The 26,449-nt window shown below is 47.6% G+C and carries 24 protein-coding genes; 7 read left to right on the top strand and 17 right to left on the bottom strand.

Annotated elements, in window-relative coordinates:
* The first annotated feature begins 163 nt into the window (after positions 1-163).
* Positions 164-550, top strand: coding sequence for a helix-turn-helix transcriptional regulator (locus OXH00_01655; GenBank protein MCY3739705.1), 387 nt, complete (start codon positions 164-166; stop codon positions 548-550).
* 201 nt (positions 551-751) lie between these two features.
* Here the strand turns inward: OXH00_01655 and OXH00_01650 are convergent, their stop codons facing one another.
* From OXH00_01650 to dgoD, 13 genes are all read right to left on the bottom strand, one after another.
* Entirely contained in the window at positions 752-1,801 is a 1,050-nt protein-coding gene (locus OXH00_01650; GenBank protein ID MCY3739704.1) for a zinc-binding dehydrogenase, read from the bottom strand.
* A gap of 288 nt (positions 1,802-2,089) precedes the next feature.
* Entirely contained in the window at positions 2,090-2,899 is an 810-nt protein-coding gene (locus tag OXH00_01645) for a phytanoyl-CoA dioxygenase family protein (protein MCY3739703.1), read from the bottom strand.
* Between the two features lie 60 nt (positions 2,900-2,959).
* Entirely contained in the window at positions 2,960-3,805 is an 846-nt protein-coding gene (locus OXH00_01640; GenBank protein MCY3739702.1) for a site-specific DNA-methyltransferase, read from the bottom strand.
* A gap of 32 nt (positions 3,806-3,837) precedes the next feature.
* Positions 3,838-4,176: a DUF350 domain-containing protein gene (locus OXH00_01635; protein ID MCY3739701.1), complete on the bottom strand. Its 339-nt coding sequence runs from the start codon at positions 4,174-4,176 to the stop codon at positions 3,838-3,840.
* A gap of 81 nt (positions 4,177-4,257) precedes the next feature.
* Positions 4,258-8,292 carry a hypothetical protein gene (locus OXH00_01630; GenBank protein ID MCY3739700.1) on the bottom strand — a complete coding sequence of 1,345 codons (4,035 nt, stop codon included), beginning with the start codon at positions 8,290-8,292 and terminating at the stop codon, positions 4,258-4,260.
* Positions 8,293-9,441 carry a DUF2961 domain-containing protein gene (locus OXH00_01625; protein MCY3739699.1) on the bottom strand — a complete coding sequence of 383 codons (1,149 nt, stop codon included), beginning with the start codon at positions 9,439-9,441 and terminating at the stop codon, positions 8,293-8,295. It abuts the gene before it with no gap.
* Between the two features lie 342 nt (positions 9,442-9,783).
* Positions 9,784-10,098, bottom strand: a complete 315-nt coding sequence (locus OXH00_01620; protein ID MCY3739698.1) for an aspartyl protease family protein — start codon at positions 10,096-10,098, stop codon at positions 9,784-9,786.
* Positions 10,098-10,337 (bottom strand): hypothetical protein, encoded by a 240-nt coding sequence (locus OXH00_01615; GenBank protein MCY3739697.1) that lies wholly within the window; start codon positions 10,335-10,337, stop codon positions 10,098-10,100. The genes OXH00_01620 and OXH00_01615 overlap by 1 nt, the downstream gene beginning before the upstream one ends.
* Before the next feature lie 151 nt (positions 10,338-10,488).
* Positions 10,489-11,268: an HNH endonuclease family protein gene (locus OXH00_01610; protein MCY3739696.1), complete on the bottom strand. Its 780-nt coding sequence runs from the start codon at positions 11,266-11,268 to the stop codon at positions 10,489-10,491.
* Positions 11,183-12,343, bottom strand: coding sequence for a DUF262 domain-containing protein (locus OXH00_01605; GenBank protein ID MCY3739695.1), 1,161 nt, complete (start codon positions 12,341-12,343; stop codon positions 11,183-11,185). The genes OXH00_01610 and OXH00_01605 overlap by 86 nt, the downstream gene beginning before the upstream one ends.
* 23 nt (positions 12,344-12,366) lie before the next feature.
* Positions 12,367-13,179 (bottom strand): sugar phosphate isomerase/epimerase, encoded by an 813-nt coding sequence (locus tag OXH00_01600; protein ID MCY3739694.1) that lies wholly within the window; start codon positions 13,177-13,179, stop codon positions 12,367-12,369.
* A 176-nt stretch (positions 13,180-13,355) separates the two neighbouring features.
* A complete protein-coding gene (locus tag OXH00_01595; protein ID MCY3739693.1) occupies positions 13,356-14,156 on the bottom strand; it encodes a sugar phosphate isomerase/epimerase in 801 nt (266 codons plus the stop codon).
* Between the two features lie 167 nt (positions 14,157-14,323).
* Positions 14,324-15,427 carry a galactonate dehydratase gene (dgoD, locus tag OXH00_01590; GenBank protein ID MCY3739692.1) on the bottom strand — a complete coding sequence of 368 codons (1,104 nt, stop codon included), beginning with the start codon at positions 15,425-15,427 and terminating at the stop codon, positions 14,324-14,326.
* Between the two features lie 556 nt (positions 15,428-15,983).
* On the opposite strand from dgoD, the gene OXH00_01585 reads away from it, so the two are divergent.
* The 6 genes from OXH00_01585 to OXH00_01560 are packed head-to-tail and all read left to right on the top strand — an operon-like array spanning position 15,984 to position 22,956.
* Positions 15,984-17,270 carry a lectin-like protein gene (locus OXH00_01585; protein ID MCY3739691.1) on the top strand — a complete coding sequence of 429 codons (1,287 nt, stop codon included), beginning with the start codon at positions 15,984-15,986 and terminating at the stop codon, positions 17,268-17,270.
* Between the two features lie 28 nt (positions 17,271-17,298).
* A complete protein-coding gene (locus tag OXH00_01580) occupies positions 17,299-18,798 on the top strand; it encodes a lectin-like protein (GenBank protein ID MCY3739690.1) in 1,500 nt (499 codons plus the stop codon).
* A gap of 56 nt (positions 18,799-18,854) precedes the next feature.
* Positions 18,855-20,171, top strand: coding sequence for a lectin-like protein (locus OXH00_01575; protein MCY3739689.1), 1,317 nt, complete (start codon positions 18,855-18,857; stop codon positions 20,169-20,171).
* 46 nt (positions 20,172-20,217) lie between these two features.
* Positions 20,218-20,367 carry a hypothetical protein gene (locus OXH00_01570; GenBank protein ID MCY3739688.1) on the top strand — a complete coding sequence of 50 codons (150 nt, stop codon included), beginning with the start codon at positions 20,218-20,220 and terminating at the stop codon, positions 20,365-20,367.
* A 33-nt stretch (positions 20,368-20,400) separates the two neighbouring features.
* Positions 20,401-21,627, top strand: a complete 1,227-nt coding sequence (locus OXH00_01565; GenBank protein ID MCY3739687.1) for a lectin-like protein — start codon at positions 20,401-20,403, stop codon at positions 21,625-21,627.
* Positions 21,628-21,633: 6 nt separating this feature from the next.
* Positions 21,634-22,956: a lectin-like protein gene (locus tag OXH00_01560; GenBank protein ID MCY3739686.1), complete on the top strand. Its 1,323-nt coding sequence runs from the start codon at positions 21,634-21,636 to the stop codon at positions 22,954-22,956.
* Between the two features lie 144 nt (positions 22,957-23,100).
* On the opposite strand, the gene pyrB is transcribed toward OXH00_01560, so the two are convergent.
* From pyrB to OXH00_01540, 4 genes are read right to left on the bottom strand one after another with little or no spacing between them, the layout of a single operon-like run.
* A complete protein-coding gene (gene pyrB, locus OXH00_01555) occupies positions 23,101-24,180 on the bottom strand; it encodes an aspartate carbamoyltransferase (protein ID MCY3739685.1) in 1,080 nt (359 codons plus the stop codon).
* Positions 24,181-24,230: 50 nt separating this feature from the next.
* Positions 24,231-25,187 carry a hypothetical protein gene (locus OXH00_01550; GenBank protein ID MCY3739684.1) on the bottom strand — a complete coding sequence of 319 codons (957 nt, stop codon included), beginning with the start codon at positions 25,185-25,187 and terminating at the stop codon, positions 24,231-24,233.
* A gap of 49 nt (positions 25,188-25,236) precedes the next feature.
* Complete coding sequence (locus OXH00_01545) at positions 25,237-26,166, bottom strand: dihydroorotate dehydrogenase (protein MCY3739683.1); 930 nt, start codon at positions 26,164-26,166, stop codon at positions 25,237-25,239.
* Positions 26,167-26,195: 29 nt separating this feature from the next.
* Entirely contained in the window at positions 26,196-26,447 is a 252-nt protein-coding gene (locus tag OXH00_01540; protein ID MCY3739682.1) for a hypothetical protein, read from the bottom strand.
* Between the last annotated feature and the right edge of the window lie 2 nt (positions 26,448-26,449).

The following is a 26,449-nucleotide window of genomic DNA, read 5'->3' as shown; positions in this document are numbered from 1 at the left end:
TTTTTTTGAGTTAAAATATAATTCACGCCTTCGTCTCTCCACTGAAGCAGGATACTCTTAAATAAAACTGCACCTCATGACAATTTATGGAAGCGATGCTAAAACTAAAAGAACTCAGAGGCAGTTCAACGAGGTCTGCCTGTCTGAGCCAAAGGAGTCAAACGTGAACAAAGAGCCCCAAGAATCAAAGGTTGACAAAGTCGTCTCACGTATAAAAATGCGTCGTCGCGAATTAAAGTTAACCCAAACGGAACTCGCTAAGGAAGCGAATCTAACGCCCGCCGCAATCTCGCAATTTGAATCGGGAACTCGTAAGCCCTCGTTCAAGACACTTTCCAGCCTCTCTGATGCTTTAAAAGTCACGACCGATTATCTACTCGGAAAAGCGGAGAAAAGCCACAATGACCTCTTAGCCGACCCGAAGATCAATGCTATGTTCAAAGGAATGATGAAATTTACAGAGAAAGACAAAGAAACGCTCTACGAGTTTTATGAATTTCTCAAAACGAAAGCGGAGTCACAGACGGCATCAACAGAAGAAACATCTTAGGATACGGAGCAGTGGACTACCTATTCAACGAGATTCAATCGTTATGCGAGGACGCGACTTTCGTATAGAAGATGGCCCCCAATTAGTCTTTGCTTAGATTTTGTACATTCCTGGACGAATTGCTTTTTATATTGCTTCAATTCAAAAGGTTTGACGAGATTCACACAGTTTTATTTAGGACGTTCCAGGATATGTACTTTTCTAAGCATTGACTGATAAAACCACCTTACCGAAATTTTGACGGTTCTCTAACAATGAATGCGCCTCACCGGCACGGTGAAGCGACAAAGTTCTATCTATAATAGGTACCAATTTTCCTTGCGCAGCAAGCTGGACAAGTGTTCGGAGTTCAGTTACCGTGCCGAGGGCGGAACCCATTACAGTGAGCTGCTTTTGATACAGTTTTCGGATATTGATTGCCCCAATGTTTCCTGTTGTAACACCACAGGAGACGAGCCTTCCATTTTTAGCCAAGCTCGCAATACTTTGCTCCCATGTCGCAGCCCCGACATGCTCAAGCACAACGTCCACACCTCGTCCGTCCGTTGCCTCAAGTACAACGTCTGAGAAATCTATGTCTTTGTAGTTAATCGTAATGTCTGCCCCCATCTCCCGTGCGCGTGCGAGTTTCTCATCACTACTTGCGGTAGCAAAGACTCTTGCCCCGGTCAACTTTGCGATTTGTAGCCCGGCACTTCCGACACCACCGCCTACCCCAAGAATTAAGACATCCTCCCCCGGACGCAGTTGGGCACGGGTCATCAACATGTGCCATGCCGTGAGATACGCAATCGGCATCGCAGCAGCGTTAACGAACGAAAGGGTATCTGGTATCCGAATCGCGTTTTGGGCAGGGACTTTCACATATTCTGCGTACCCGCCGTTGGTTTGGAAGCCGATGAGTTCCTGCGTGTCGCACAAATTTTCGGCACCACTATGGCAATCACTACAGACCTCGCACGGAATACAGGGTGCGAGGACAACTCGCGTTCCGATTGCAACCCCGCAGCCTATATCACCCACCTCAGCAATTGTTCCAGCGATGTCGGATCCGAGTATGTGCGGGGTGTCTCCTCGACTGAGTTTCGCCGCTATTTCTGGTCGGTTTCGTCGGGCATGGAGGTCCAGGTAGTTCACTGCACAGGCTTCGACTTTAACGAGTACTTCGTCAGCATCAAGTGTCGGCTTGGGCACATCTGTATACCGAAGCACCTCCGTGCTGCCTTGTTCTGAGAAAACAACTGCTTTCATATTGGTTTTCGGTTGTTAGTTTTCAGTTATCGGAGGAAAATTACAACGTATCTCATAAATATAACCCAAGTTGCTACTAAATCTGGAGTGCTGGCTTTCTCGCAGGGTTCCGTGTATGTATGGAACCTGCGGAAAATACACATACCTTTAAAGCTCAACCCAAACACAACATGAATTGTCCAAGCTTTAGTAAACGTATACTTTCATCCGGAGCCACTATCGTTTTCGTAAGCCCTGTTTATGAGTCCCCCGCTGTAACCGTAATCATCAAGATTGGAAAGACTGAAATTAGCCGTAAGCACCGTGATTGAGGAAACCGAGCAATCGACGTAAACGCGGACTTGCGTCCCTGTAGACAGAATCCGGCATGTTGTAGTTCATAAATGGATAATACTTATGCCCGACGAGTCGGCGTGCGTATGTCACCTGCGTGATATATCGGATACGGTCGCTCTGGTTGGGTCCCCCGCGATGCCACACCTGATTGTTGAACATGATAACACTCCCCGCTTTTCCGAGGTTGTATTGGACTTTCTCCTTCCACTGTGTTCCTTCTATCGGATTCGGTGGCGACGCGCCAAAAAGATGTGATCCCGGAACGACTTCTGTTCCGCCGTGTTCAATCTCGGTAACATCGGTGAGGTAGTAATTTGCGGTGAAGAGTAGGACTGGCAACCGGACGTTTTTCGGCGGTTCACCCTCCGTTACGATGTAGTGCGGTGCATCGTCTTGGTGCCAAGACGTAATCCCGCCGCCGGGGAACGTCTGGAACGAATTGTTGTGAATAACGTGGCAGTTTTCCGCGACAAGTGCCTCAGCGAAAGAGGCAATCGGTTCGAGTTCAAACAATCGGCGATTGGCTTCGCTGTGTTCAAACATCCGATGGCTCAAGTGCATGCGCCCTGCCGGGCTTCCACTGTTTAGACCGTTTGGGTTGTTCTCGAGTGCCCACTCTAAATCTTGTCGAAGCTGCGCGCATAGATCCGGGGGCAAAACATTTTGCAGAAACAGGCAGCCTCGCTGGTTGAATGTCTCAACCCACTCCTGTATTTGTTCATCGCTGACAACCTGATCTGCCAAGTAAGTTGTTTGCGCCATTGCTTCTACGCTCCTTTAGTTAAAGTCGGTAGATTCATCTGGAAAACAAGAAAATTTCCATTAAAATGGTGTCGCGGTTTCCCTCCAAATAGTTTCCAAGTCTGGGGTACAGGCGTAATTCTTGAAAAAACGAGAAACATCATCTGACTTTCTTTGTTCGGCAAGCCTGTTTTCAATGAGCGCGACATTATGTGCGTCAAGTTCAATTCCTATTGCGTGTCGCTCTAATTGTTCCGCGACGATGAGCGTTGTCCCGGAGCCTGCGAACGGATCGAGGACAACATCACCAGGATTTGTAGACGAAAGGACAATCCGCAGCAGCAATTGAATAGGGGTTTGTTGCTTGTGCAAGCGATTCCCCGCTGCATCCCGCAATGCTTCATCGCCTGCGAAGTAGCCCGAGGTTAACTCACGGATATCATCCCACACGTCAGTAACAAACATACCGTTTTCGCGGGCATGTTTATAGCCTACTGGCAGTGGGGGATCAATGCGTAGCCTGTGGAAAACACGCGGTGTTTTCCCTTTCGTTGCAAACGCAATGACTTGGTAGTGTTTGCCGAAGCGTTTCAACCCTGGTACTGCTGAGGTTTTCTTTTTCCAAACAATCAAGTTTTGAAAAGTCCATCCGGTATCGCGCAAACACTGCAACACAAATTCTGCGTTTTTTTCTTGTTGCATGAAGTAAATTGCACCACCATCGGAAGTCAAGGCATACACCTTTGCACAGACCTCGCGCATCCACGTCCAATACTCCGCTGGCGGCAGATTGTCGTCCCATGCCTTGTATGCCTTATCTTGATTGAAAGGCGGATCGAGAAAAGCCAAGTTTATTTGCGGAGCGATGCGTTCGCGCGCTAAAGCGGTCGTGCAACTTTCGTGGAAGACGATGCAATTTTTTCTCAATGAATTGTCCATAGTATTTACGCGTTTGTGAACTATCCGCCCATTGCCGCGGCAACGATGATGCCGAGTGAGACGAGGACCCCCGCAACAGCGATTCCCGCAGCGGTGTTATTCTCTTCGGCGATCTGACGGTTTAGGTCGTATGGTGTCGCCACATCAAAAACTTTGTAGCCTACCATGAGAATTATCAAACCGACGATACTAAAAACAACGCCTTCAATGATAAAACCGCCCAAGACTTTGAAGTCTACCATCGGAGCATTTACTGCGGCCGCGTCATCTTGGGCACTTGCGTTATGTGTGAACATAACAAAGGCAACAATCGCTACCGCAACCAGAACGAACGTGGTGAAAACAATTTTCTTAGCCATTTTGTAGTCTCCTTGGAGCAATGATGGACCTTGTCAGAAAACACGGGTCTTGACGACCGGAGCCCCGAACAGGGTCGATAGTTAAGAAATTTCAAACTGCACATCCGCGGTGGGGTGCAGGTACTTTATCAATATGGTATCCTTATCTTGAATATAAAGCCATCCAGATTCAACATCTTCAAGCGTTTGCACAAGCGGAATCTCGGTCTCGGCATATTTGCCGAGTCCATCAGCAGATTCAGAATCACTCGGAGGTTTTTTTTCAATAGAGGTTGGCGCGTCATCCGGAGATGATGCGAATTGGTACCTTGCACGAAGGGCTTGTGGCGTACGTCCGTAACCAACAATGAGGGCATAACTTATTTCGTTTTCAGCGTAGCTAAGCTGCCAGTTCAGTTGCCCCTTGTTGGTTAAGGAGAGGGCATCCACCTTCGCGCCCGAACTCAGATGTATATCACCAGCAATAGCGGTTTTAATACCTGGATCGAGACCGCGAAGTTTATAAACGTTAACCATAATATCCTCAGGATTCAGATGTGGTCCCTTGCCTTCGGTACAGAAACCGTAGAATCCATCGGGATAAGTGCCTTTGCGTTCACCGTCTTCCCATTGCTGATACATTGCACTGACGGCAATGCCTTCAGCAATCTGATGCCATCGCTCATCCTCGGTATGTTGATTCAAACGTTGTAGATAATAGGCGAGCACCAATCCATTCCATTGGACGGGTACACCAAACCAAGGGTGTGTATAGAAAGTCGTTCCGAAAACGGGAATTGAGGCGAAATGCATGCCGGGTCGGTCAGGGAGATGCCAATGGTAAAGAAACGGTAGTGCGGTTTCTGCCCAATAGATTGCCTGCTTGAAGTATCCTTTCTCTTGCGTGAGTTCAAGTGCCTCAACATAAGCCCCGATTGCGTGTGCGGCTGCGAGGACATCGGGTTGGTACATCGGGCATTCCCACATTTGTGCGCCGCGCGGGACGGAGAATTGTTTCATGAATCCAAGTGCCTTCAAACCCGCCTTACGCGAGGTTTTGTTTCCGGTAATCCGGGCGTGTTTGAGGAGTAGGAGTGCCGATTCTGCACAAGTACCAAGTACCGCTTCCCCAGCTTTTCCGAGAGTGGCAGTTTTTTCGTTTGTCGGATGCCACCGCCAACTCCCATCCGATTCTTGTGTAGCGATGCGTTGCTGTGTCTCTGATTCCATGTAAGCTAATGCCGCATCAAGGTTGCCGATATAGAACGGGAATTCCCATCTCAAGATATGACAGGAACCGCGTGCCGCCAAGCCTCCAGGCCCAGCATCGGCTACGGTATTATTCATAATCTCCAGCACCCGTTCTTTTACCTGCTCATCTTTCGTAGCAAGGTAATCGTACCAGAGCAGCGTGCCGAAACCGGGTTCGTTGTGCGCTGCCCAGTCAATACAATGGCGTGATTTTCGAGTATGCTCGTCCCATGTCGTGTGCATAAATCCGTGCCGTGAAAGCCGTACTTCTTCTTCATCGCTGCGGGGCGGTTGCAGTGGTTCAGGTGCGCCATAAGCGTCTGTCCAATGTGTCAGAGCATCTAAAATAGAAGCATTCCCATCAACAATAATTTCGGTTTTGATAGACACCGGACGCGACGCTATCAACGGGTACGGAATTGAAGCCTCCGTCTGATTCTCCTGAACCCATGTCGGTATCGTCGGTAGGAACACTCCGAGTGCATGGTTTTTCTGATGCTGATGCCAATTCGGTGAGGCGAATATCGCTGAGAGCGTTTGGTTTTCGCCATCCCAAGTTTCCAGCGGATTCCAGATAATACCGACCAAGGTCTTTTGCATCTCTACTGCCATGACGGGTACAGTAATCTTATAGGGGTGGGGCACGAGGCGGTTGTCAAGTGGGGGTGCTGCATCCCGTGTGCTTGAGGAGCGTTCATCACTCTCCAAGAATTCAAGTCCAGGGAAGAGTGCCGCTGTCTTCTTCTCGCGATTCCGTCCTTGCCCTGCATACAGCATCGGACCGTGGAAAGCGAGGAGTTCTCTATTGCCATCAGTTTGTAGCTGATATTCTGTTTGAATCCGTCTTGCCTCTTCAGAAAGCGTCCATCGCATCTCATAGTTCCAGTTGACACCATCAGTATCGGTATCTGCGCCGCTGAACCGGATAATGGATTCGCCGCGATTGTTCCCTGCGAGTTGATACGCTGTCGGTACCAATTGGACTGTTTGCCGGTTTTGTGAGGCATCAAGGTAGGTAACCTCGGAGAGTGCCGGACAGGTTGCCACCTGTTGATAGTTCCCACCTTTCGCGACAAATAGCACAAAGTATTCAAAGCCGCCGTCCGTAGCCTTTTCGTCAAGAGCAGTGGAGCCTTTAGCATCTCTGCTATCGTTTTTTTCTGTAGCTTCAGGCCCTCGAACAAAAACGACGCGAAGATTTTTATTTCCTATCACAACGCTACCGTCTTCTGCCATGTAGGTGTAGAGTTCTTTCACTACTTTGGATTCAAGTTTCGGAGATGCAGTACGAATTGGAATTCTACCTTGAACTGTATCCCGCGCTTCACCCGCTGCGGTTTGGCATTTGAGTGAAACTGAGGCAGTTGTCACAGTGGGTCGTGAAAAACGGCGGACCACCCAGAAAAAAGAGGTTTCTTCGCCGGGCTCAAGTTCTCTAACTGTTTGTCTGGGTCGTCCACGCCTTAGTTTTACACCGTTAATAGAAACTCGGACATCGTCTGCCTTACCGAGCGGCGCGATGCCAGTATTCCGAAGCGTACATTGTATTTCAAAGTCTTCACCTGCAGCAACGACAGCGTTTGTCGCACCGACACTTACAATCTCTACTTTAGGGAGTGCTGTATAAAGCGATACTTTGATGGGTGGTTCTTCTGATGCTATAGATTCGAGGCAAAAGTCAGTTAGTGCGGAAACCGCCGTTGATGTCGGTTGGTTGAACTCAAGAAGCTGCGTTTTTTCATCGTTGAAGTGTAGGAGCGCAATGCCGCGTCGAAGTTCGGGTTCCGAATCTCTTTTTCCCTTTCGGAGAGTAGTCTGTTTGAGTTTACGTAACTGCGGCTTGCCCCATAACGCCCAAGCGTAGTTGCTATTGCCCTCTACGTTGCATTCCGTCAAAAATGATATGACGATCTCTTTGCCTGCATAGCGTGTCAGATCAATTCCTTCTTCTGCCCAACGACACTCCTCAGACACAGACGCAAAACATCTGTCTGGTGTGGCTTCCAAGCCTACATTATTATGCAGGTCGAAAACTTCAATAGCGAATTTTACGCCACCGGGTTGTCGCGCCTCGTCTTCAAACACAACGCCATCTCGCAAACCGATAGAAAAGTGTAAGAAAAGTTTTTCTTCGTCATCAATATCAGGCAGTGAAAGCGTATAGTCAATTTTTGCGGTTTCTGTTGGTGTTGGATGTTCAAAGATGGCAGGTTTTGTAACACCGCCTGCGCAATCTGTTCCGCTTGCAGATGCCTGCTCTGTCCCAGAAACAGTGCTTTGTCCGAACATCTCCACAAAGTCGTAAATCTCCTCAACAATCCCGAGTTCCACTTGTGGACGTTCAGGTGCCGTTTCGGCATCATCGCTTTGGTCTGTTTTGTCTGTTGCTTGCGTTTCAGGTTCTGGGTCTTCGCTATCAGCAGCTTGCGGACTGTCCTCAGTTTCCTGTTCAGGCGACGCAATCTCTGACTCGGATTCTGTGTCGTCTTCGGAAACCGAATCAGCAGTTTCTAATGATTGGGACGGCTCATCACTATCGGCGGGTGCGGCGTCGGAAATCTCGTCACTTGATTCATCAGAAACGTTGTCAGTGGCTGGTTCATCAGTCTCGGCATTGCTGTCTGCAGGCGTTTCGGTGCTCTCGTCTATCGTGACAGGAGGCGCATCGTCCGCTGGAGGTGGTTCCTCCGGCAGGGATGGTGCATCGTTTTCTTCGGTTTCCGCGTCTGCGGAAGCGGGGGTATCTGTGGGTTCAGTATCATCTACGGAATTATCTTCTAATTCCGTTTGGGATTCATCATCGCGCTGTGCATCGTTGGGTTGATCCGTTTCGTCCTCTGTTTGTCCGATACAAGCGTTTAAAAACTGTTGAAAACCGGTAAGCATTTATTTTTTTTCGCTCCATTTCTGTTTCATCTCTTTCATCTCATCGTTGAGCACGAGTTCCGCTGATGGCGTTTGGGCAGATGTTTCAATCTGCCATGCGCCAGATTCATCCTTCAGCACCGGCTTACGTTGTGCGACAGGTAAAATGCCGAAGGGGGCATGCGGTTCAATTTGGTACCAATAAGCGACAGAGGATGTCTCATTGCTGAGGTGATTGCCGTGTCCGTGCTCAATCGTAACTCGAATTTCCTTCTCAAAGCGGATAGGGTTTTCGATGTGATAGACATAAGAGGTCTGGTAACCGTCGGTGTTATTTTCGTGGATAGAGGAGCCGTTATGTGCAAAGGCGTTTTGTTGCATCCCCCAGGCTTGGTTAAGGTAATCCTCTGAACCCGTGCCGTGCAAGTCGGGGGGCCATTTATAACCATCTACCCAGATCATATCATCGCCTTCGCCCCACCAGGTGCCTTGGAAATTGGTAACCGATAGGTTACAACCGACATAATGACCTCTGCCTTCGGCAGATAAGATGAGGTAATTGTTGTCCCAAGCAAGCCGTTCTGCATTGATGATATTGGCTTCGGGAGTATTCACGGTAATTTCATGTCCCCATCCGTCACACGGGTTTTCGCGATGGAATTGTGCGTGAAAATAGGCGACATCATCGGCGTGTGGTTCGGGGTACAGTTCATAATCGACATAGAAGTATTGACGATGGGTTGTATCGCCTTCGTTGACGAGCTCAATCCTCGCGCTGCGGTTAAAAGGCATCTGTAAATAACTGTTGAGTGCGCAGCCTGTATTGAACGTGTTGTTTTGGTGTGTGGAGGCGGAGAAGGGAATAGAATCGTAAGAATTAACGATTTCGTTGCCGAGTCCGAAGAAGTCGCCCAGCGGGCAGAGGACACTTGGGTGTTCTTCATCGTCCCAGAACATCCGAATTAGTACGTTCCGGTAACCGTTTGGCTGGGTCATCCAGATATGATTGATACAACCGGTGCCTTGAATGTCTGCAATAACGCGCGTTTCACCGGGTTCGACATTCCATGCATCGTTATTCCTGCCTGTTGTATCCCAAGAGGCGGCACGTAATGAGCGTGCTTTCCTGACACGCGTCAATGACGACAATAATCCATCAATATAAGCCATTCAAACTTTTCCTTTTAAAATTGCTCAGTCCAAGAGTCAAAATACACATAATTTTTGCATTATTATACTACGCTTTGGACAATTTTGAGCGGGACGGGAACCGCCCCTTACAAGAAACAGGACTCCATCAGAGGACTGTCTTTACTATGGGTTCGACCGATGTGCGAAACACGCAAGAAAATGAACGACCTCACGAAAACTTAACTTGCACGCAATCCTAATTGCCTATGGTGTAAAACTAAAAATCGTAGATGGAATTGGTTCGGTATTAATGATATGTTTAGAATAACTAATACCTATATCAAAACAAGATAAGAAATTTGCTCCTAATAATCCGTGTGCCTAAGTCTCGACAGGCAAATAGCTAGCTGCCACTTCCATTTGTTCAAAAGTATGACCAATTACCGATAATCTGCTTACTGCGATAATTTCAGCCTTGGTAATACCACTGGCTGTGATAAAATCGATTCTACGCAAATTTGGATCTGACAGGTCATATCCTAAATCTGATAAAATATCTGGATTAATAGTCGTAAGCGAGGCACCAGTATCTAATATTAAATCTACAGTAACATGCTTGCTATAGTCCAATGCATGTATTGTAGCTTGGACCATAATTAATCTGTCAGGGCTTAACTCAAAACGTGTCTGAGGCATTATAACAGGCACAATCTCCCTTCTGGGACCTTTCCAGTATAACGTATAACAGCACCGCCTTTAAGGGTGCGTAGTTCACTATAAACATCATCCCTTAAGTCACTACGGGCAGTAACTATGCCTGATATAAGTTCTGAAGTGTCCCTATTGATTTCAGGATCAACAATAAACAGCCACTGATTGGGGTACTTCTCTATCATTTCATCGAGTGTCAGACGTTTACCTGTCTCCATAGGCATTTCACTTCTCCTGTAATTACTACTAATCCAACTTGCTACCTATTATAACACATAAATGCAAAAAAGCAACCGAAATATGCTTTTGCTAAGATATTTAGTTGTTGTTAAAAGGACTTTACTATTGGACAGATTCCTCTGTACGTAAAATCTTTTACAACCTTTCCTCTATCGGTGCTTCAAAAGCTATCTGGAGAGGGATATTCACAGCGATTTCCGAGGATTTCTGCCCTGGTTTCTGACAATTCCAGCGTTCTAAAGCAAAACAACGAATCTGCCGTGCTCTATTTGAAATAGAGACTGTATCCCATTTTCCCGTTTTATCGTTCTGGAAATCGATCAATTCGTTTTGTGCCATGAGCGGTGCTCTGCGGAAATACTTTTGATCTTTATATTCAAAGTTCTGATTCGATTTGCTGGCATTCGCTGAGACTGGATCAATCGTCAAATTTCCGATACTATGGAGATAGTTCTCCTTAAATTCTAGAGATTCAAAATCGGTGGTTGATAGGATTGAATCATCTTCAACAACCTTGCTCTCCTTAGGGTTTTGCGGAATGATGTGTTCCATTGAGAATTTTGACCGCGAGTTGTCATTGGTAAATTCGTCGTAGGACATCTCGGAGTAACCATCCATATCTCTGAGATAATTCTCATACTTCCAAAAGAGATATCGCTGATCGTTTGAATTCACATCAGAATAAAAGGAAGGTGATTGAAGAGCATGTTTGAAAACAAAATCGCCGCAGTAATCTCTAATAAAGTTTTGAAGAGCGCGGATAAGTTGATCGAAATTCCACTTGAAGAAATTGAAATCCTTCGCCAGTCCATACAGTTGACTAACGCCTTTATCTGATCGGGCACCAATAATACCGAACCGGAAACATATAATTTCTACTAAATTGCGCAACCTTTTCAAAATCCTGTTTCCCATTTGACTTGTCGCGTTTGTAAGCTGTGATTAGAAGAGGATAAAACGCCGCTGGGCGATTGAGAGCAAATATGTCAAGGAGATAAGAATCACGACTCAGAAGCAACTTGCTCATAATTTTGAAACTCTCCCTTAATTCCCGACTGTACTTGTTGATGAATTCTGCTGCATCTGTTGCTCTATTTGCCTTAATTAGACTGTTTATCTGCTGGTTAATCATCCAAACAGAATCTTGGTATTCCTTACTTTTCCAGTTTTCAAAAGCAATAGAGTGATACTGCAAGATGGAATCTTCATCAGTTTTACCGAATTCACCTCTAATTTTTCCGGAATCCTCAATTTCCTCATAAACTCGATAAATTGTACTGAATCTATTTTGGAGTCTTTTCAATCCATCTTCCGCAATTTCAGGACTGTTTGAGGCAAGGTAAGTTTTGTGCATCAAAAAACTTTTGACTTTCTCCAAACTGGTCAGCGATTTGCCCCGGTTATTGGTTGTCTCGAAAATTAGGGCCGCCTCGGAGTTATCATCCACCGAATAGGTTAAAACCTTCATGTCTCCAATTTTATCTATGAATTCCTTAGCCCTATCAGGATGTCTTCCTATCCATTCAGCGAGGAACTCCTTCGCTTTGAGCAATCGGTATTGGTATGGTGTTTCCGCCTCATTATCGCCAGACCCATTATCCTCCAAGATATAAGATTCAAAAAAATCGTTATCAAGGTCCAAAACGCGGAGTTTATATCTATCATCCTTAATATAAGTCCGTCTTAGCCGTTTAACATCGTTACCCTTACTTTTATGTTGTGTCAAAAGCAGTTTCATAAAGATAATAATCGTTGTAATCCGCTGTTGGCCATCAACAATGTCTATTATGTTAAATTCCCCCTCTGGTTCTTGTTTCTGAAGCAAAATTGTACCAAAGAAGTGATCTTTGTTGGAATTCTGATTTTCCAGATCCTCAATAAAAGCATCAAGTTGTTCTTCTTCCCAGGCATAAGCACGTTGATATTTGGGGATATTGAAAATTGTACTACTATCAAATAAAGCTTTAATTGTTTTCTGCCCGTCTTGCAATTGTTACCTCCTTATTACCTGTTCTAGTCGGCTAGGACAGCCTGCATCTTTTCCAAGCCGATGCGTGCGACTTCTGCAGGGTCTTCCTCCCAATAGTTTGGGTTGAACAGTTCCAACGAGATGACTCCTGCATAACCAGCGTCTTTCAGAATAGAGATCATCTTTCCGAGGTCGAGAACGCCGTCGCCGGGATACACCCTGTCTGCATCGGATTGTTCCGCACGTGCAGGTTCGGCAGGTGCGTCATTGAAGTGGAAAACTGCTATTTTTTCGCCGGGGATGCCTTCCATATCTTCTATCTCTCCACCACCACGATAGATATGGAACGGGTCAAGCACAATCGTGCTATCCAGGTGATCTGCCACTTCCATGACTTCCAAGGCATGCTTGACTTGGTTGACACCATCTACGAAACCGAGGAATTCCATAGCGGGTTTAACGCCGAATTCGCGTCCAAGCTCAAGGAGTTCGCGGTAGTTCTCACCGCCTAATTGGAGATCTGCAACTTCACGCGGTGGGCTTGAAATGATATAGGTCGAACCGACAGCAGCGGCTTGTGCCATCCTCCGTTTCGCTTCTTCAATCGCTTCCTGATGTTCGGTTCCTGTGGTATTGAGCCAACCGTGTAAAGCGATAACGGTAGGCACTGAAAGCCCATAGTCGTCAAGCACTTTTTTGACATCAGAAAGTGAACCGCCTTGTTCTTCGTGAGCTGTTAAATCGTCGTTCCACAGCTCAATCGCTGAATAGCCGGTTTCGGCAGCGATTCTAATTTTATCCATTAACCCGGCAGGGCGGATTGTACTTGTATTTAAGCCTAACTGAAATTGTGACATTTATCTTCCTTTACTACTTTTTTAAGGCTGGCTACCTATCTATAGACATAGCACTCCTAATGAAGATTAAGAATTTAATCGGATAATTTCCAGTTTTCTTGCCGGACCCGGTGCGGTTAGGAAACCGCACCTACCGGGCCCGGGGGACCGCTAAATTGACGTTCTATTATTTTTCCTTATTTCTCCAATAAACCTGTAATGAAACGGACATCTACACGGGCAAGATCAATGACAGTGTCTACGGGTTCTCCGCTGTATTCGCTATGGAAACTCACCGGACCTGAATAGCCGATGGTCTGTAATGTATTCACTGTCGTCTCCCAGTCAACGAAGCCTTTACCCATTCGGACAACGCTGCCGCCACGTGCACCAGGGGCCCGCGCCAAGTCCTTAAACGCTATAACCGCGAGGTGCGATTTGACGATATCGAGTGCCATGTTGATCGGTTCCCCGACGATGGAGAGATGCCCCGTATCGGCAAAAACGCCGACGTGTTGCGGGTTGAAACCCTTGACAAGGTTCATCACTGCACACGAATTCAGCCCCATGGAAGTACCAGAATGGTTATGGATGCACGTCCGGGGTCCGTATTGTTCGGCGAGCTTTGCGAATCCTTCCAACTGTGATCGGATAAGATCGACTTGCGCCCAATAGCCGCCATCTTCGGCGTGCCAATGCCAGTATCCTAATTTGATATTTTCGACACCTGCTTCGCCTGCAGCGGCGTAGACACGACGTGTCTCTTCCTGTGCCGGGTCAAGAAAATCGCCAGGTGTTGTAATAAGGGGGATTGATAGCCCTGCATCGGCAAGTTGCTTAGCGGCGGCGGGTAACGCTTCTGTGGCATTTTCTGGGTTTACCGGATAGCCGGGGCGGACACATAGATCCGCGCCACTTACGCCTACTGATTGTAAGGCGGTGATAATCTCTGGAATTTCTAATCCTTCCAGATGTTTTGTGAACATGATAAATTTCATAGTTTTATTAGTTTCCAGTTGTCAGTAAGAATAGTTTTCAGTTATCGGTTTTCAGTTATCAGTTAAAAGAGGTTTTTGACAATCCGAACGCCTTTTTTTCTCACTGCGAAGCAAACTGAAAGATTTTTTCGTAGAAAAAAATCGTACTGACGACTGATAACTATGTTTTACCAATCGACGACGGAGCCGTCGTCGGGGTGATAGGACGTTGGGTTCTGCCAATCGTGGTCGATCTTATCTTCGAGAGCGTCCTCATCAAGTTCTATACCGAGTCCGGGACCGGTCGGCAGTTCAACGAATCCGTCTTTGAAGACGAAGGGGTTCTTGAGATACCCTTCACCGAGCGTCGTATGTTCCTGCATCACGAAATTCGGGATGGAGGCATCTAATTGGATACACGCCGCTAAGGAAATGGGACCGAGCGGATTGTGCGGTGCGATACCGCCGTAGTAAGCCTCCGCCATGCCTGCGATAATACGCACTTCATTGATGCCACCCGCGTGACAGAGATCGGGTTGGAGGATGGACGCTGCCTGTTTCTCCAGAATTTCTCGGAACCCCCATTTTGTGAAAATCCGTTCACCAGTCGCAATTGGGAGATGGGTGCCCCGCGCAATTTCGGCGAGTGTGTCCACATTTTGGCACTGAATCGGTTCCTCAACGAACATCGGTTGATATGGCTCTAATGCCTTGATTAAGACTTTTGCGGTTTGCGGGCTGACAGCCCCGTGAAAGTCAATAGCGAGGTCAACTTCTGTGCCAGCGGCTTCGCGGAGTGCTGCGAAGTGATCGACGGCTCTGTCGACGAACGCTTTGTTTTCAATGATACGCGCGGGTCTGCCGCCTGCAACACCTGTTTTAAAGGCGGTAAAACCTTTATCAATCCACTCTTTGATACCGTCTGGATCACCACCGCCTTTGTAGAGTCGGATGCGGTCGCGCGTCGGTCCGCCGAAGAGTTGATAGACAGGAACGCCGAGCGATTTTCCTGCGAGATCCCAGAGTGCCTGTTCTACGCCGCTGAGTGCGCTTGTGAGAATGGGGCCGCCACGGTAGAATGCATGGCGATACATCGCTTGCCAGTGGTGAACAACACGTCTCGGATCTTCGCCGATGAGGTATGGTGCGAGTTCGTCAACGGCTTGGGCACACGTTTTCGCACGACCTTCCAAAATGGGTTCACCGAGTCCTACTAACCCTTCATCTGTATGGATTTTAAGGAAAAGCCAGCGCGGTTGTACCAGAAATGTTTCCAATTTTGTTATCTTCATCGAGTCCCTCAAAAGAATATGGCTTGCAAGCAGCAGCCTGCAGCCCGAAACGGATTTTCGTGAACTTTGAATGTTATGTTACCATTCTGCCTGAATTCTGTCAATAGAATTAATAGTTGTGTAAAGGATTCAGTTTCAACAGTCAAAGGAACAGTTGTCAGTAGGTACTGAGATTATGCACCTTTTTCGTCCACAAATTGTCTCTATAGTAATAAGTGGAACTTCATTCATACAGGACTTACGCAATTTTGTTCATTGCAGACTCTGTGAGAGGAGGCCCCTGTAAAAAACGCAGTCGGTTTCAGGGCACAACCTAACAGGTTTGCGGCGTACTTGAAGAAACACCCCAGCAATACGCAGAAATACCCTATCAAAAACACCCCAGATGCGACGTGCATCATGCTACAAAAGAGTGCTCTGCGTAAGTCCTATCATAGAAGAAATATAGCGCAATCATTAATGATTAATGTTGTCAATAGCTCACACAAATGTTACAATATTTGTGTGACGCACATACACTCCAACCTTTCTACTATATCTAAAAAGGAGACTCACAATGAAACGTCCTTACACCACGCATTTTTTAGTTTTCGTGGGGAGCGTCGTGCTTTTACTTGCGACGGCTCTGCCGAGCGTAGCGGCAAGTTTCTCAGGCAGAGTTGTTGACGAGGCGGGGCAACCTGTTGAAGGCCTCATCATAGCCCTCCCGTCATTCCCAGGTAACACACCGCCACATCAACACCAGCGATTTCAAGGCATGTTTCCACCCGCACAACCCAGCGAGACAGACGTGACAGGTATGTTTTCAATTAAGAATATTGTTACACCTTCAGTGAGTCGATTAAGACTGTTCCCTGAACGCAACTCAGATTATGAAATCCGCTCTGTTGAGATTGAAGGGATAGCCTTCTACCTCGATCAACACCAGCAGCATTTTGGTGGCTTCAATTTCGCCATAGCACCGGAGACAGATATTAAAAACGCGGAGATAACCGTGCGTCTTCGGATGCGTATTCGTGGACGCGTTCTTTCCGCGGACGGCACGCCGCTCCACAATGCAAGCGTTAATCTTATGGTCAAACATCGCGATATAGATGGCAGAGGCAGCGGTAGTGGTGGCGGCACGAGAACGCTTGATGCCGATGGTTACTTCGTGGACTACGTAGATGACGGTGCTGCCTATTATACTGTTATCGTGACATACCAAGGGCAAACCGTGGAATCTGAAGAGATTCTGCTTGAGGAAGGGCAACGAATGGATGGACTCGTTTTGAAACTTGGCGGTGAACCTGAACAGGCTAAACCCGAGCGAGTCGTTGTAGCACCTCCCCCTCGCGTCCATGATCCCGCACGTTTTGAGGCGGCGCGAAAACGCGAACGCGAAGGGATGTGGGCAATCAACCCTGACAATCGACACGCCTACAAAATGATCCGTTGTGAAACCCGTGAAGAAGCACAGGAGCGAGCAGCCGCTCAAGGTGCACACCTCCTTACTATTAATGACAAAACCGAACAAGAATGGCTCCTCGAAGTCTTTGGAAAACGAGAAAACTTCTGGATTGGACTGACTGCTGGTTCAAAAGCAGGGAAACAACAGTGGGACAATGGCGAACCGATCACCTATACAAACTGGATCTCGCCACAGGAGACTACCGAAATCACCAAATCCGTTCAAGGCAACGATGCGAACCCGAATTACGTTGTCCTCGTCGGAATGACAGGAAAATGGCAGGTGGCACGTCCGGGCAGCCCGCTTCTACGTATGACGGAGCGAGCAATTCTGGAAAAAGAGAATTTCATCATCGGCGCGCCTGTGCCAGAAGGTGAGGTCGAAAAGCGTTGAGCACATCAACACACAAGGAGATAGAGAAATGGATCGTCCCTACACTACACAAAAACTCGCAGTATTAGCATTGACACTTTTGTTCACCGTAATATGCGTTGCAGCGGCACAAGATCCTGAGCATCCAGCGTTACAACCACCGAGTGGCATGTCGGGCAAAGTCATTGATGCAGAAGGAAACCCTGTTGCGGGGTTCACATTTGCGATTCAACCTATGCGGTTCCGCGATGGGCATTTACAACCAGAAGGCGGTTTTCGCCAATTTCAGGTGCCTCTTGAAGGTATGGAAGGTCCGGGAATGCCACGGACCACGAGTCAGGTGAAAACCGATGCAGACGGGACCTTCACTGCTACCAACATCCAACCCGGGCTTGTCCAATTAAACGCTGTTTCGAGTGCTACATTGGATGCAATTGAAAAGTTTGACCCTGAGAAAATTCGACAAGGCGCGCAGATTCCGCAAGAATTGATGCGGTTTGACAGACTTGAGCCAGATATGGAGATTCTCTCTATTCAAATCGGGAAAGTCACCTTTTTTAGTAAAAGTGAGAGGCACGTTCCTGATTTCATGAGAGGCCTCACGTTTGCGCTGAAACCTGGTGTGACGCTTGAAAATCTCAAGATTACTGTTAAGTCGCGACTGCGGATCCGCGCTCGAATCATTTATGCAGATGGCACACCTCTCGCCAATGCTCAAGCAGATCTCAGTATGCGGCAGCGCGATGAGCACAATCCGAATAGTGGAGGCACCCACGGTACTGACTGTTTTACCGATGCTGATGGTTATTTTACACAATATAGAGATGAACCCGGGTTTTACACGCTCTCTGTGGAATACAGTGGTCTCTCTGGAGGCGCAGGTCCTTTCCTGCTCAAAGATGGTGTGGCACCAGAGAATCTGGTTATAACACTTGACGGTAACCCTCCTGATGTTGAAGGAGCAACCGCTCAGAAAGTGGGTGTCGGTGGTCCGATTGAAGAGGGTAAAGTCCGTGTTGATGCCGGAAACATTGTTGTTGAAGAGGTCGAAGTCCCGCCTAAAGTCGTCGCCCGCGCAGTTGTCCCACCGCAAGCACCAAAACCACCGAAAAGTGTGTGGGTCATTAACCCCGCAAACGGACATGCCTACAAAAAAATTCAGTGTCAGGACTGGCATGACGCGCAACAGAAGGCTGTTGAAGAAGGTGCGCATCTCGTCTCCATCAACGACGAAGACGAACAGCACTGGCTGCAGGTAATCTTTCGGAGCCACTCCACATGGATTGGGCTTACCGATGTAGAAAAAGAGGGGACCTGGCAGTGGGATAGCGGTGAACCTGTTACCTACACCAACTGGGCAGCCCAACCCGTTTTCCCTGACGGACAGCCAGAGACCGAAAAAGACTATGTTGTGATGACTTTTAGAGATGGTGAGTGGCAGTCCATCAGTCCGGAAAGCCATTTCTGGCGAATGGCACGAGAAGCAATTATTGAAAAGGATGGTTTAGTGTCTACCGCGCCTGTTGTGGAAACTTCTGATGAAGAGTAGGGACGTTTTACATCTTCCTAACGTTTCTGACATACCGCACAAAAGGAGGCATCCCAATGCACCGTTCTTACTTCGCGCTGATTTTAGTTTCTGTTGGTAGTGTTGCGCTTTTTCTTGTGACATCTTTGCCGAGCGTAGCGACAAGTTTTTCAGGTAGAGTGATTGATGAAGCGGGAGTACCTGTCTCAGGTGTCACCGTGGCACTTCTACCGCAACTCTCCGAGACGGATGAAACAGGTACTTTTTCGATGACCGACGTTGCTCCATCTTCCGTTAGGAACCTGATGTTATTGCCTGTACTTCAGGTAGATTATGAAATCCGCGCCGTTGAAATTGAGGGCGTAACCTTCTACTGTGAACAGTATCACCATTGGTCCGACAATAGATTCCCTATTGCGATTGAGCCGGGGGCAGATGTTAAAGATGTAGAGATAACAGTGCGGCTTCGGATGCGTATCCGTGGGCGCGTTCTTTCGGCGGATGGAACCCCACTTCGCAATGCTGAGGTTCAGTTTGAGATAAACCAACGTAGCGCAAACGGTAGACACACAAGAAGCAGCAGTGGTCCAAGAAACCTTGATGCCGAGGGTTACTTTGTTGAATACGTGGCGGAACCGGCTTTCTACACCGTCACCGTAGCGTATCAAGGACAGTTTGCAGAATCGAAGAAAATTTTACTTGAAGAAGGGCAGCGGCTGGATGGACTCGTTTTGACCCTTAGCGATGATCCCCATGCGCAGCCCTCTTCAAAAGCCATGGTGAAACCGGTGTTTAGACCGGCTGTATTAGCCGCACCCAAACCGCCAGTCAAACCGAAAGAAGTGATACCGCCTCGTGCCTACGATCCACAAAGTGCTGAAGCTGCGCGGAAACGGGAGCGTGAAGGGATGTGGGCAATCAACCCTGACAACCGACACGCTTACAAAGTGATTCATTGCAAGACCCGCGAGGCGGCAAAAGCGAAAGCAACAGCGCAAGGCGCGTACCTTGTCGCGATCAATGACGCAGCAGAACAACATTGGCTCCTTGAAGTCTTCGGGCAAAAAAGCCTCTTGAACGATGAAACAGAGCAAGCATGGAACTTAAAAGCCTTTAGCCGAGAAAGTCATTGGATTGGACTGACTGACAAGACAAAAGAAGACAACTTATACTGGGATAACGGAGAACCACTCACTTATACCAACTGGAGTTCTCCACAGAAGATTGTTGAAGACACTGCCCACAGTCAAAACGGCGATGCGCATCAGTACTACACTGTCCTCATTGGAAGAACAGGAAAATGGCAGATGGTGCGTCAAGGGAGTCCCGTTGTGGATCTAATCGAGAAAGCGATTCTGGAAAAAGAAAATTTCATTGCTGGCGCATCGGAATAAAAAAATAAAACTGGTTACCCGATGATTTCTTTTTTCGAATCTTCTGATGCCACCGGAAAGAGACTACGCCGTCCCGACCTTCACAGATGGGAAATGGTATGCCGTCAGTCCTAAAAGTGTGCTTTTGCGTATGACTGCGATGACGATCCTTGAAAAGACAGATGTGTTTAACAATTCTCACACTGGAGCGGAATGATAGTTTACCAACATTGAAAAAAGGATCTTTAATATGAATTTTCAAAGTTTCAGAAAAAATCCCGGATTTCTCGTCTGGATTGCGATGTTTTGGGTTTTGGTATCCTCATCCGCTTTTGCACAAGAATGGCCGTCGGTTTCTGGGTTTGTTGTTAATGAGTTTAGGGACCCGATTGCCGGTATATCAGTAGAGCTCCAGTTATATGATGTCTTCGCTGGTGGTATAGTAGAAAGAGGGGGTGCCGGAGGTTGGCAAAAGCAGACGGATGCAGAGGGGCGTTTTTCCATCATGAACATTATCCCAGCGAAAGCCGTTAGATTTGCCGTAAAGGGTGAAAAGAAAGGTGACAAGACAGAAGAACAAATCCTTTCTATTGAAACGGGCAAACTAACGCTTTATCCGAGAGACGCTATGTATTTTGATGTCATCAGGTTTTCCTTGGACGGAGGAACGAAAATCGAAAACTCGATTATCACGGTAAAGACGGATATCCGGCCGCAGGCTCGTGTACGCGTCGTTTTTGCTGATGGGAGGCCGGTTACCAACGCTCAAATTCATACCCGTATGCTGCGTTGGAGTCTGGGCAGAAGTGGTTATGGAAGTGCAGACAGCACAGAACAAACCGATGCGGAGGGATATTTTGTGAAAGACCTTATGATGGATAACCAACCGCAATTCTATGTGCTCGGTATTGCGTATGAGGGACTTTTCGCGAAGACTCCTGCTTTCATCTTGCACAAGGGACAATCACAAACACACCTTCTCTTGACGCTCAACGACAATCCGATTCCGCCTGATGAACGTTCGCCAGAACAGATGACCACTGCATTAGCAGCGTTTCTTGATCCACCAACAATGTGGGTGGTTAATCCGACAAACGGGCACGCTTACAAAAGGATTTATTGCTACGATATAGCGGACGCAATGGACCAAGCCGCCGCAGAAAATGCTTATCTTGTTTCCATTAACGACCCAGCAGAAAATGAATGGGTAAGAGAAACTTTTGGGCGAGAGAATTTTTGGATCGGACTCAGTGATGCTGAAAAAGAGGGACAGTGGCAATGGCACAGTGGGGAACCGATTACCTATACCAATTGGTTGGACAACCCCGAATTAGCGGGTAAAAACACTGAGGTGAAAGACTACATTATCTCCGCAGCTGGTAGATGGCAGATCGTTGCTGAGGGAGATATAAACGTCATTGAAGCAATAATCGAGAGGGCAGATATGCCAGTGATAACACCCTCTGAGCGGAATTAGCAGCTTATGGCACCTACGTCTACCTACGTCTATACAGGCATTTTTATTTCCGAACGCATCCAAAGGAATACCATAACAAAATACCACGACTTTACAGGAGAACTTACCATGCATCGGTTGCGTTCTATACGTGTTGTATGCCTCATCGGAATTGCAGTATCACTCCCGCTAATTACCTTAATCCCTTGTATCGCAGAAGAGGACGCAGGAACCCTCTCCGGTGTTATCCTTGATATGGACGGAAAGCCGATTCCCGGATTTATGGTTGTTCTTTCAGCAGCTCCTTTTCTTTCAGCATCTCCTTTAGAAAAATTAAAGTTAGAGAAATTAAAAACTGATGAGAACGGAGCCTTCACATTCACCAATGTTCCCGCGGAACCGATTCAAATCCTGATTCCAGTGCAGCCGCCCAGGGGAAATAAAAAACCGACATCCCGTTTTGAACCAGACGATGAGATTGTCTCAATCAAAATGGAAGGGATAACGCTTTATCAGGACAGGCCGCCGCCTTTCGACAATATTAGGTTTAGTATTAAACCGGGCAGCCATATCAAAAATGTAGTCGTCACTGTCCGTCCGCGGGTCCGGATAATAGCGCGAGTTGTTTTTAAAGATGGCAAACCGTTAACTAATACCTCTATTGTCAGGGTCATCAAGACGGGCGGCATGTCAAGCGGAGGCGTCACCACGGATTCCGAAGGATATTTTGTGCAGTATATTGATAACTTTGATGTGTTCTCAACCTGCGAACTCTCAGTAAGGTATAAGGGACTGTCAGCGAAATCGGAACCGTTTGAGATTAAAGAAGGTATGCGCTATGACAACTTGATTTTGACGCTTGATGGCGTGGCACCACCTGCTGCCGCACCAACGCAATCAACACCTGCGCCGAAGAAGAAATATGCCTGGGTAGTCAATCCCACAAATGGACACGCCTATACGGAGGTTTGGTGCCGGAGTCTTGACGAGGCAAAAGACATAGCCACCGCGGCAGGCGCGTATCTGGTTACAATTAACGACAAAGCAGAACAGAAATGGCTATCAGGACTCTTTAGGAATCATCTCTATTGGATCGGACTCAGCGATGCCGAAAAAGAAGGGGAATGGGTCTGGCAGAACGGTGAACCGCTCACCTATGAGAATTGGGGAGCCAAGCACAGTTTTCCTCGCAGCACCCTCCCACCGGAAAAGAAAGATTCTGCTATCATGACGTTTATAAATGGACAATGGCATGCTGTCGGTCCTGGTGACCTACTCTGGCGTATGACAGAGATGGCGATCCTTGAAAAGACAGATGTGTCTGATAACTCCCCCACCGAGGAAGAATAATAGTTGATAAAGGGCTTTCCGCAACGTCGGAGAAGTTTGTACTCAAGGTCGGAGAACGCCGCGAAAATCTAATTTTGAAGTTGTCGGGGCCACCCCAGTAAATGATAATAGCGGCACTAAAGCGTATGATTAGGTGTGGTCGCTTTACAAAAGTAGGTTTCCGCAATACGCACAAGCCTCTAATTTGGCATCACCGTTAAACGTTTCCCGCTCTGAGGTTAGATACGTCTCGTGGTTAGTGACACAATTCGGGTTTTTACACACTTTCGCAGAAGCTACAATGTCTCGCTCGGGGGGTTGTGTCAAAATGAGTTGTTCCAGTCCCATGAGGCTGGCGATCAATGCCATCCGAACCGGCACTGCGTTCGCCGATTGCTCGAAATAGGCGGCACGCGGGTCGTCATCCAACTCATAGGCAAGTTCGTTGACGCGGGGGAGCGGGTGCATAATCATCGCGTCAGACTTAGCGTTTTTCATGACCGCGGCATTCAGCAGATAACTGCCTCGGACGGTTGCAGCATCCATATTCGCTGGGAGTCGTTCCTCTTGAAGTCGATTGACGTAGATGACATCAAGTTTATCAATTACCTCTATTACGCTTTCTACCTCAAGCGGTTTTTGTCCGTGACACTGTTCGAGTTGCGCGAGTACCCACGGCGGCATCTGTAGCGGTTTCGGCGCGATGTGAATCAGGTTCCCGCCGAAGCGAGCGACTGCAAGAGCAAAAGAGTGTGCTGCCCGCCCAAATTGAAGATCCCCACAGATACCGACGGTTAACCCTTGTATTTGCGATTTCCGGCGCATAATCGTATAGAGATCCGCGAGTGCCTGTGTTGGGTGTGTGTGACTGCCGTCACCACCGTTGATGACTGGAACATGTGCGTGCTGTGCAATAACACGTGCCGAACCCGCCCAGTTATGTCGCACGACGATGAGGTCGGCGTAATTTGTCACCATCCGTGCAGTATCGGCAAGCGTTTCGCCTTTAGCAGTGGAGGTGGCACGCGGATCAGAGAAACCGAGGGTTCTACCGTTAAGGCGTTCCATAGCACTCTCAAAAGAGAGCCGGGTGCGTGTGCTCGGTTCATAGAAGAGCGTTGCGAGCAATTTCCCGCGGCAGATGCCTGCCCATGTTTCCTGTTGCGACTGCATTCCCGCTGCGAGTCGAAATATCTGTTCAATCTCAAAATTCGACAAATCGTCGAGTGTTACCAGATGCCGCATTTTCCTCCCCTGGAACATTTTGTAAGTATACCCGTTAATTGCTTAGATTTCTACCTATTGAGAGATTGCATGAACGCTTCAAGACTGTCAGATTCCGGAACTGTAAGTAGCACTTGTTTGAGATCCTGCATATCGTCTATAGATTCAAGAGCTGGCTTTAAAGCATGAACAGCATCAGTCTTGAATTGTACCCCAAGCAATGTGATGATGCTTTCGATCATGCCTCTTCTCTCACCTTGTTCAATGCCTTGTTCAATGCCTTGTTCAATGCCTTGTTCAATGCCTTCTTTGAGACCTTCTTTGAGACCTTCTTCTTTAGCCTCTGCTTTTGCCTCTTGGATGTAATGTTGAAAAAAAGGAGATTCTTGCATGATGCCCTCCGGTAAAAGTTGTTTAATTAGCTGCGGTTCGTAAACCAAACCGCTAAAAACACCTAATGCTGCCAATAAGGTATCTCGTGTATGCTGGTCTGTGCGTGCTGTCGCTGTTACATTAACACATTTCTCCAACCAACGATTTGAATTTATCCCTTCTGGCGGTTTCATCAGCGGTGTGAAAGGCAATAACCCTGGTGCCTGCATTTCCAAAATCGATTGTCCGTCTATCTCGATCAACCTAAGTACCTTATAGCGTAAGACATATTCATAACCGTGTCCTTTGTAAGCATAATAGCCTTTATCGTCCCTGCCTGCCTTAGGGTGCAGATAAAGGACGTTGGAATAGACCGGTATCTCATGTAAATTCACGAGAAAACCGTTATATCCTACAATGCGGGACCACATCGGCTTTCTACTGTCATCCGTTTGCACTTCGGTGTGCAGTATCACTGTTTCATTGCCGAACTGTACCTTCAACGTGCTGTCATTTTGGTGCGTCTTGAATGTCGGTTCTTCGGTTTCAAGTCTCTCCAGAACTGTTATGTCTGAATGTCCGACCATAAATTCTGCGAATTCTTGTGAGTATTCCAGCATAATGTATTTCGCTGGATTGTCATAGTGCTGTGCCATACTGTTATTATACACGAAGTTTGCAGGAAATACAATCTTTTCAAAGCAATTACGAATCGACCTTCAGGCTTCCGATCAGTTCCTTAACCGACCTCATATTCGCTTGATTGAGATAGGCATGTATGCCTTTTACGACTTCCATTGACGCTTGTGGATTGACGAAGTTCGCAGTCCCGACCGCCACGGCAGACGCACCCGCGATGCAAAATTCCACAGCATCTGTCGCGGTCATAATGCCGCCCATCCCAACGATTGGAATGGAGACGCTTTTGTAAACCTCCCAGACCAATCGCAATGCTACAGGCTTTATTGCAGGACCAGAGAGACCACCTGTAACGTTTGCGAGTTCCGGTTTTCGCGTTTCGGCATCAATCGCCATACCGAGAAGCGTATTAACGGCAGAGAGCGCGTCCGCCCCCGCATCCTCAACGGCGCGTGCGATGACAGTAATATCTGTGACGTTCGGGGATAGTTTCACCAATAAGGGTAGGTGTGTCTTTGAGCGAACTTCTGTGACGAGTTGATGTGCCAACGTCGCGTCAACACCGAAACTCATACCGCCGCAATCCAAATTCGGGCAGGAGATATTGAGTTCTACACCAGCGACCCCGTCTGCGGTGTTTAACTTCTCGACTACTGTCAGGTATTCTTCGACTGTCTTGCCGCAGACGTTAACAATCACTGGCACATCAAAATCGCGTAAGTAGGGCAGCTTCTCCGAGATAAAACCGTCTACGCCGACATTCTGCAACCCAATCGCATTGAGCATGCCGGAAGGCGTTTCCATGATGCGCTGCATCGGATTGCCGGGCCACGGTACACTCGTAACGCCTTTAACAACCACCGCGCCGAGCCGGTTCAGGTCCACGAAATCGGCGTATTCGGAGCCGTAGCCGAATGTGCCAGATGCCGTCATGACGGGGTTCCGCATCCGGATTCCGCCGATATTCACACTGAGTGACAAGTCTGCTGTGTCCATTTTATGTAAATGAGGGTGGTTTTGATATTCTAACGAAGATAATTAAGAAAAAGCCACGCAAGCCCTGCAATGCAAACTAAAACAATGGGTATCCACCATGGTAATACCGGTTGGGACCATTTCGGAGGTAATTTGTCGTTAAAAAAAGTTGAAACTGCTACAATAGAGAATAGGGTGAAGTCGATGAGTGCATCAATGATATTTCCTGAAAGGGCACTGCGTACTGTGAAACCTATCCCACATATCCGGGCGATAATACCAACAATCTGGTGTCGTTTCATAG

The organism is Candidatus Poribacteria bacterium, from assembly GCA_026706025.1.
GTDB lineage: Bacteria > Poribacteria > WGA-4E > WGA-4E > WGA-3G > WGA-3G.
Note: the sequence above shows the minus strand (reverse complement) of the source record. Positions and strands in the feature narration are given on the sequence as shown.

What these genes read in the sequence shown, in the direction of transcription:
- OXH00_01650 (MCY3739704.1), bottom strand. Translation starts at nt 1,801, where the DNA reads ATGAAAGCAGTTGTTTTCTCAGAACAAGGCAGCACGGAGGTGCTTCGG.
- OXH00_01645 (MCY3739703.1), bottom strand. Translation starts at nt 2,899, where the DNA reads ATGGCGCAAACAACTTACTTGGCAGATCAGGTTGTCAGCGATGAACAA.
- OXH00_01635 (MCY3739701.1), bottom strand. Translation starts at nt 4,176, where the DNA reads ATGGCTAAGAAAATTGTTTTCACCACGTTCGTTCTGGTTGCGGTAGCG.
- OXH00_01630 (MCY3739700.1), bottom strand. Translation starts at nt 8,292, where the DNA reads ATGCTTACCGGTTTTCAACAGTTTTTAAACGCTTGTATCGGACAAACA.
- OXH00_01625 (MCY3739699.1), bottom strand. Translation starts at nt 9,441, where the DNA reads ATGGCTTATATTGATGGATTATTGTCGTCATTGACGCGTGTCAGGAAA.
- OXH00_01620 (MCY3739698.1), bottom strand. Translation starts at nt 10,098, where the DNA reads ATGCCTCAGACACGTTTTGAGTTAAGCCCTGACAGATTAATTATGGTC.
- OXH00_01615 (MCY3739697.1), bottom strand. Translation starts at nt 10,337, where the DNA reads ATGCCTATGGAGACAGGTAAACGTCTGACACTCGATGAAATGATAGAG.
- OXH00_01610 (MCY3739696.1), bottom strand. Translation starts at nt 11,268, where the DNA reads ATGGGAAACAGGATTTTGAAAAGGTTGCGCAATTTAGTAGAAATTATA.
- OXH00_01600 (MCY3739694.1), bottom strand. Translation starts at nt 13,179, where the DNA reads ATGTCACAATTTCAGTTAGGCTTAAATACAAGTACAATCCGCCCTGCC.
- OXH00_01595 (MCY3739693.1), bottom strand. Translation starts at nt 14,156, where the DNA reads ATGAAATTTATCATGTTCACAAAACATCTGGAAGGATTAGAAATTCCA.
- dgoD (MCY3739692.1), bottom strand. Translation starts at nt 15,427, where the DNA reads ATGAAGATAACAAAATTGGAAACATTTCTGGTACAACCGCGCTGGCTT.
- OXH00_01585 (MCY3739691.1), top strand. Translation starts at nt 15,984, where the DNA reads ATGAAACGTCCTTACACCACGCATTTTTTAGTTTTCGTGGGGAGCGTC.
- OXH00_01580 (MCY3739690.1), top strand. Translation starts at nt 17,299, where the DNA reads ATGGATCGTCCCTACACTACACAAAAACTCGCAGTATTAGCATTGACA.
- OXH00_01575 (MCY3739689.1), top strand. Translation starts at nt 18,855, where the DNA reads ATGCACCGTTCTTACTTCGCGCTGATTTTAGTTTCTGTTGGTAGTGTT.
- OXH00_01570 (MCY3739688.1), top strand. Translation starts at nt 20,218, where the DNA reads ATGCCACCGGAAAGAGACTACGCCGTCCCGACCTTCACAGATGGGAAA.
- OXH00_01565 (MCY3739687.1), top strand. Translation starts at nt 20,401, where the DNA reads ATGAATTTTCAAAGTTTCAGAAAAAATCCCGGATTTCTCGTCTGGATT.
- OXH00_01560 (MCY3739686.1), top strand. Translation starts at nt 21,634, where the DNA reads ATGGCACCTACGTCTACCTACGTCTATACAGGCATTTTTATTTCCGAA.
- pyrB (MCY3739685.1), bottom strand. Translation starts at nt 24,180, where the DNA reads ATGCGGCATCTGGTAACACTCGACGATTTGTCGAATTTTGAGATTGAA.
- OXH00_01550 (MCY3739684.1), bottom strand. Translation starts at nt 25,187, where the DNA reads ATGGCACAGCACTATGACAATCCAGCGAAATACATTATGCTGGAATAC.
- OXH00_01545 (MCY3739683.1), bottom strand. Translation starts at nt 26,166, where the DNA reads ATGGACACAGCAGACTTGTCACTCAGTGTGAATATCGGCGGAATCCGG.
- OXH00_01540 (MCY3739682.1), bottom strand. Translation starts at nt 26,447, where the DNA reads ATGAAACGACACCAGATTGTTGGTATTATCGCCCGGATATGTGGGATA.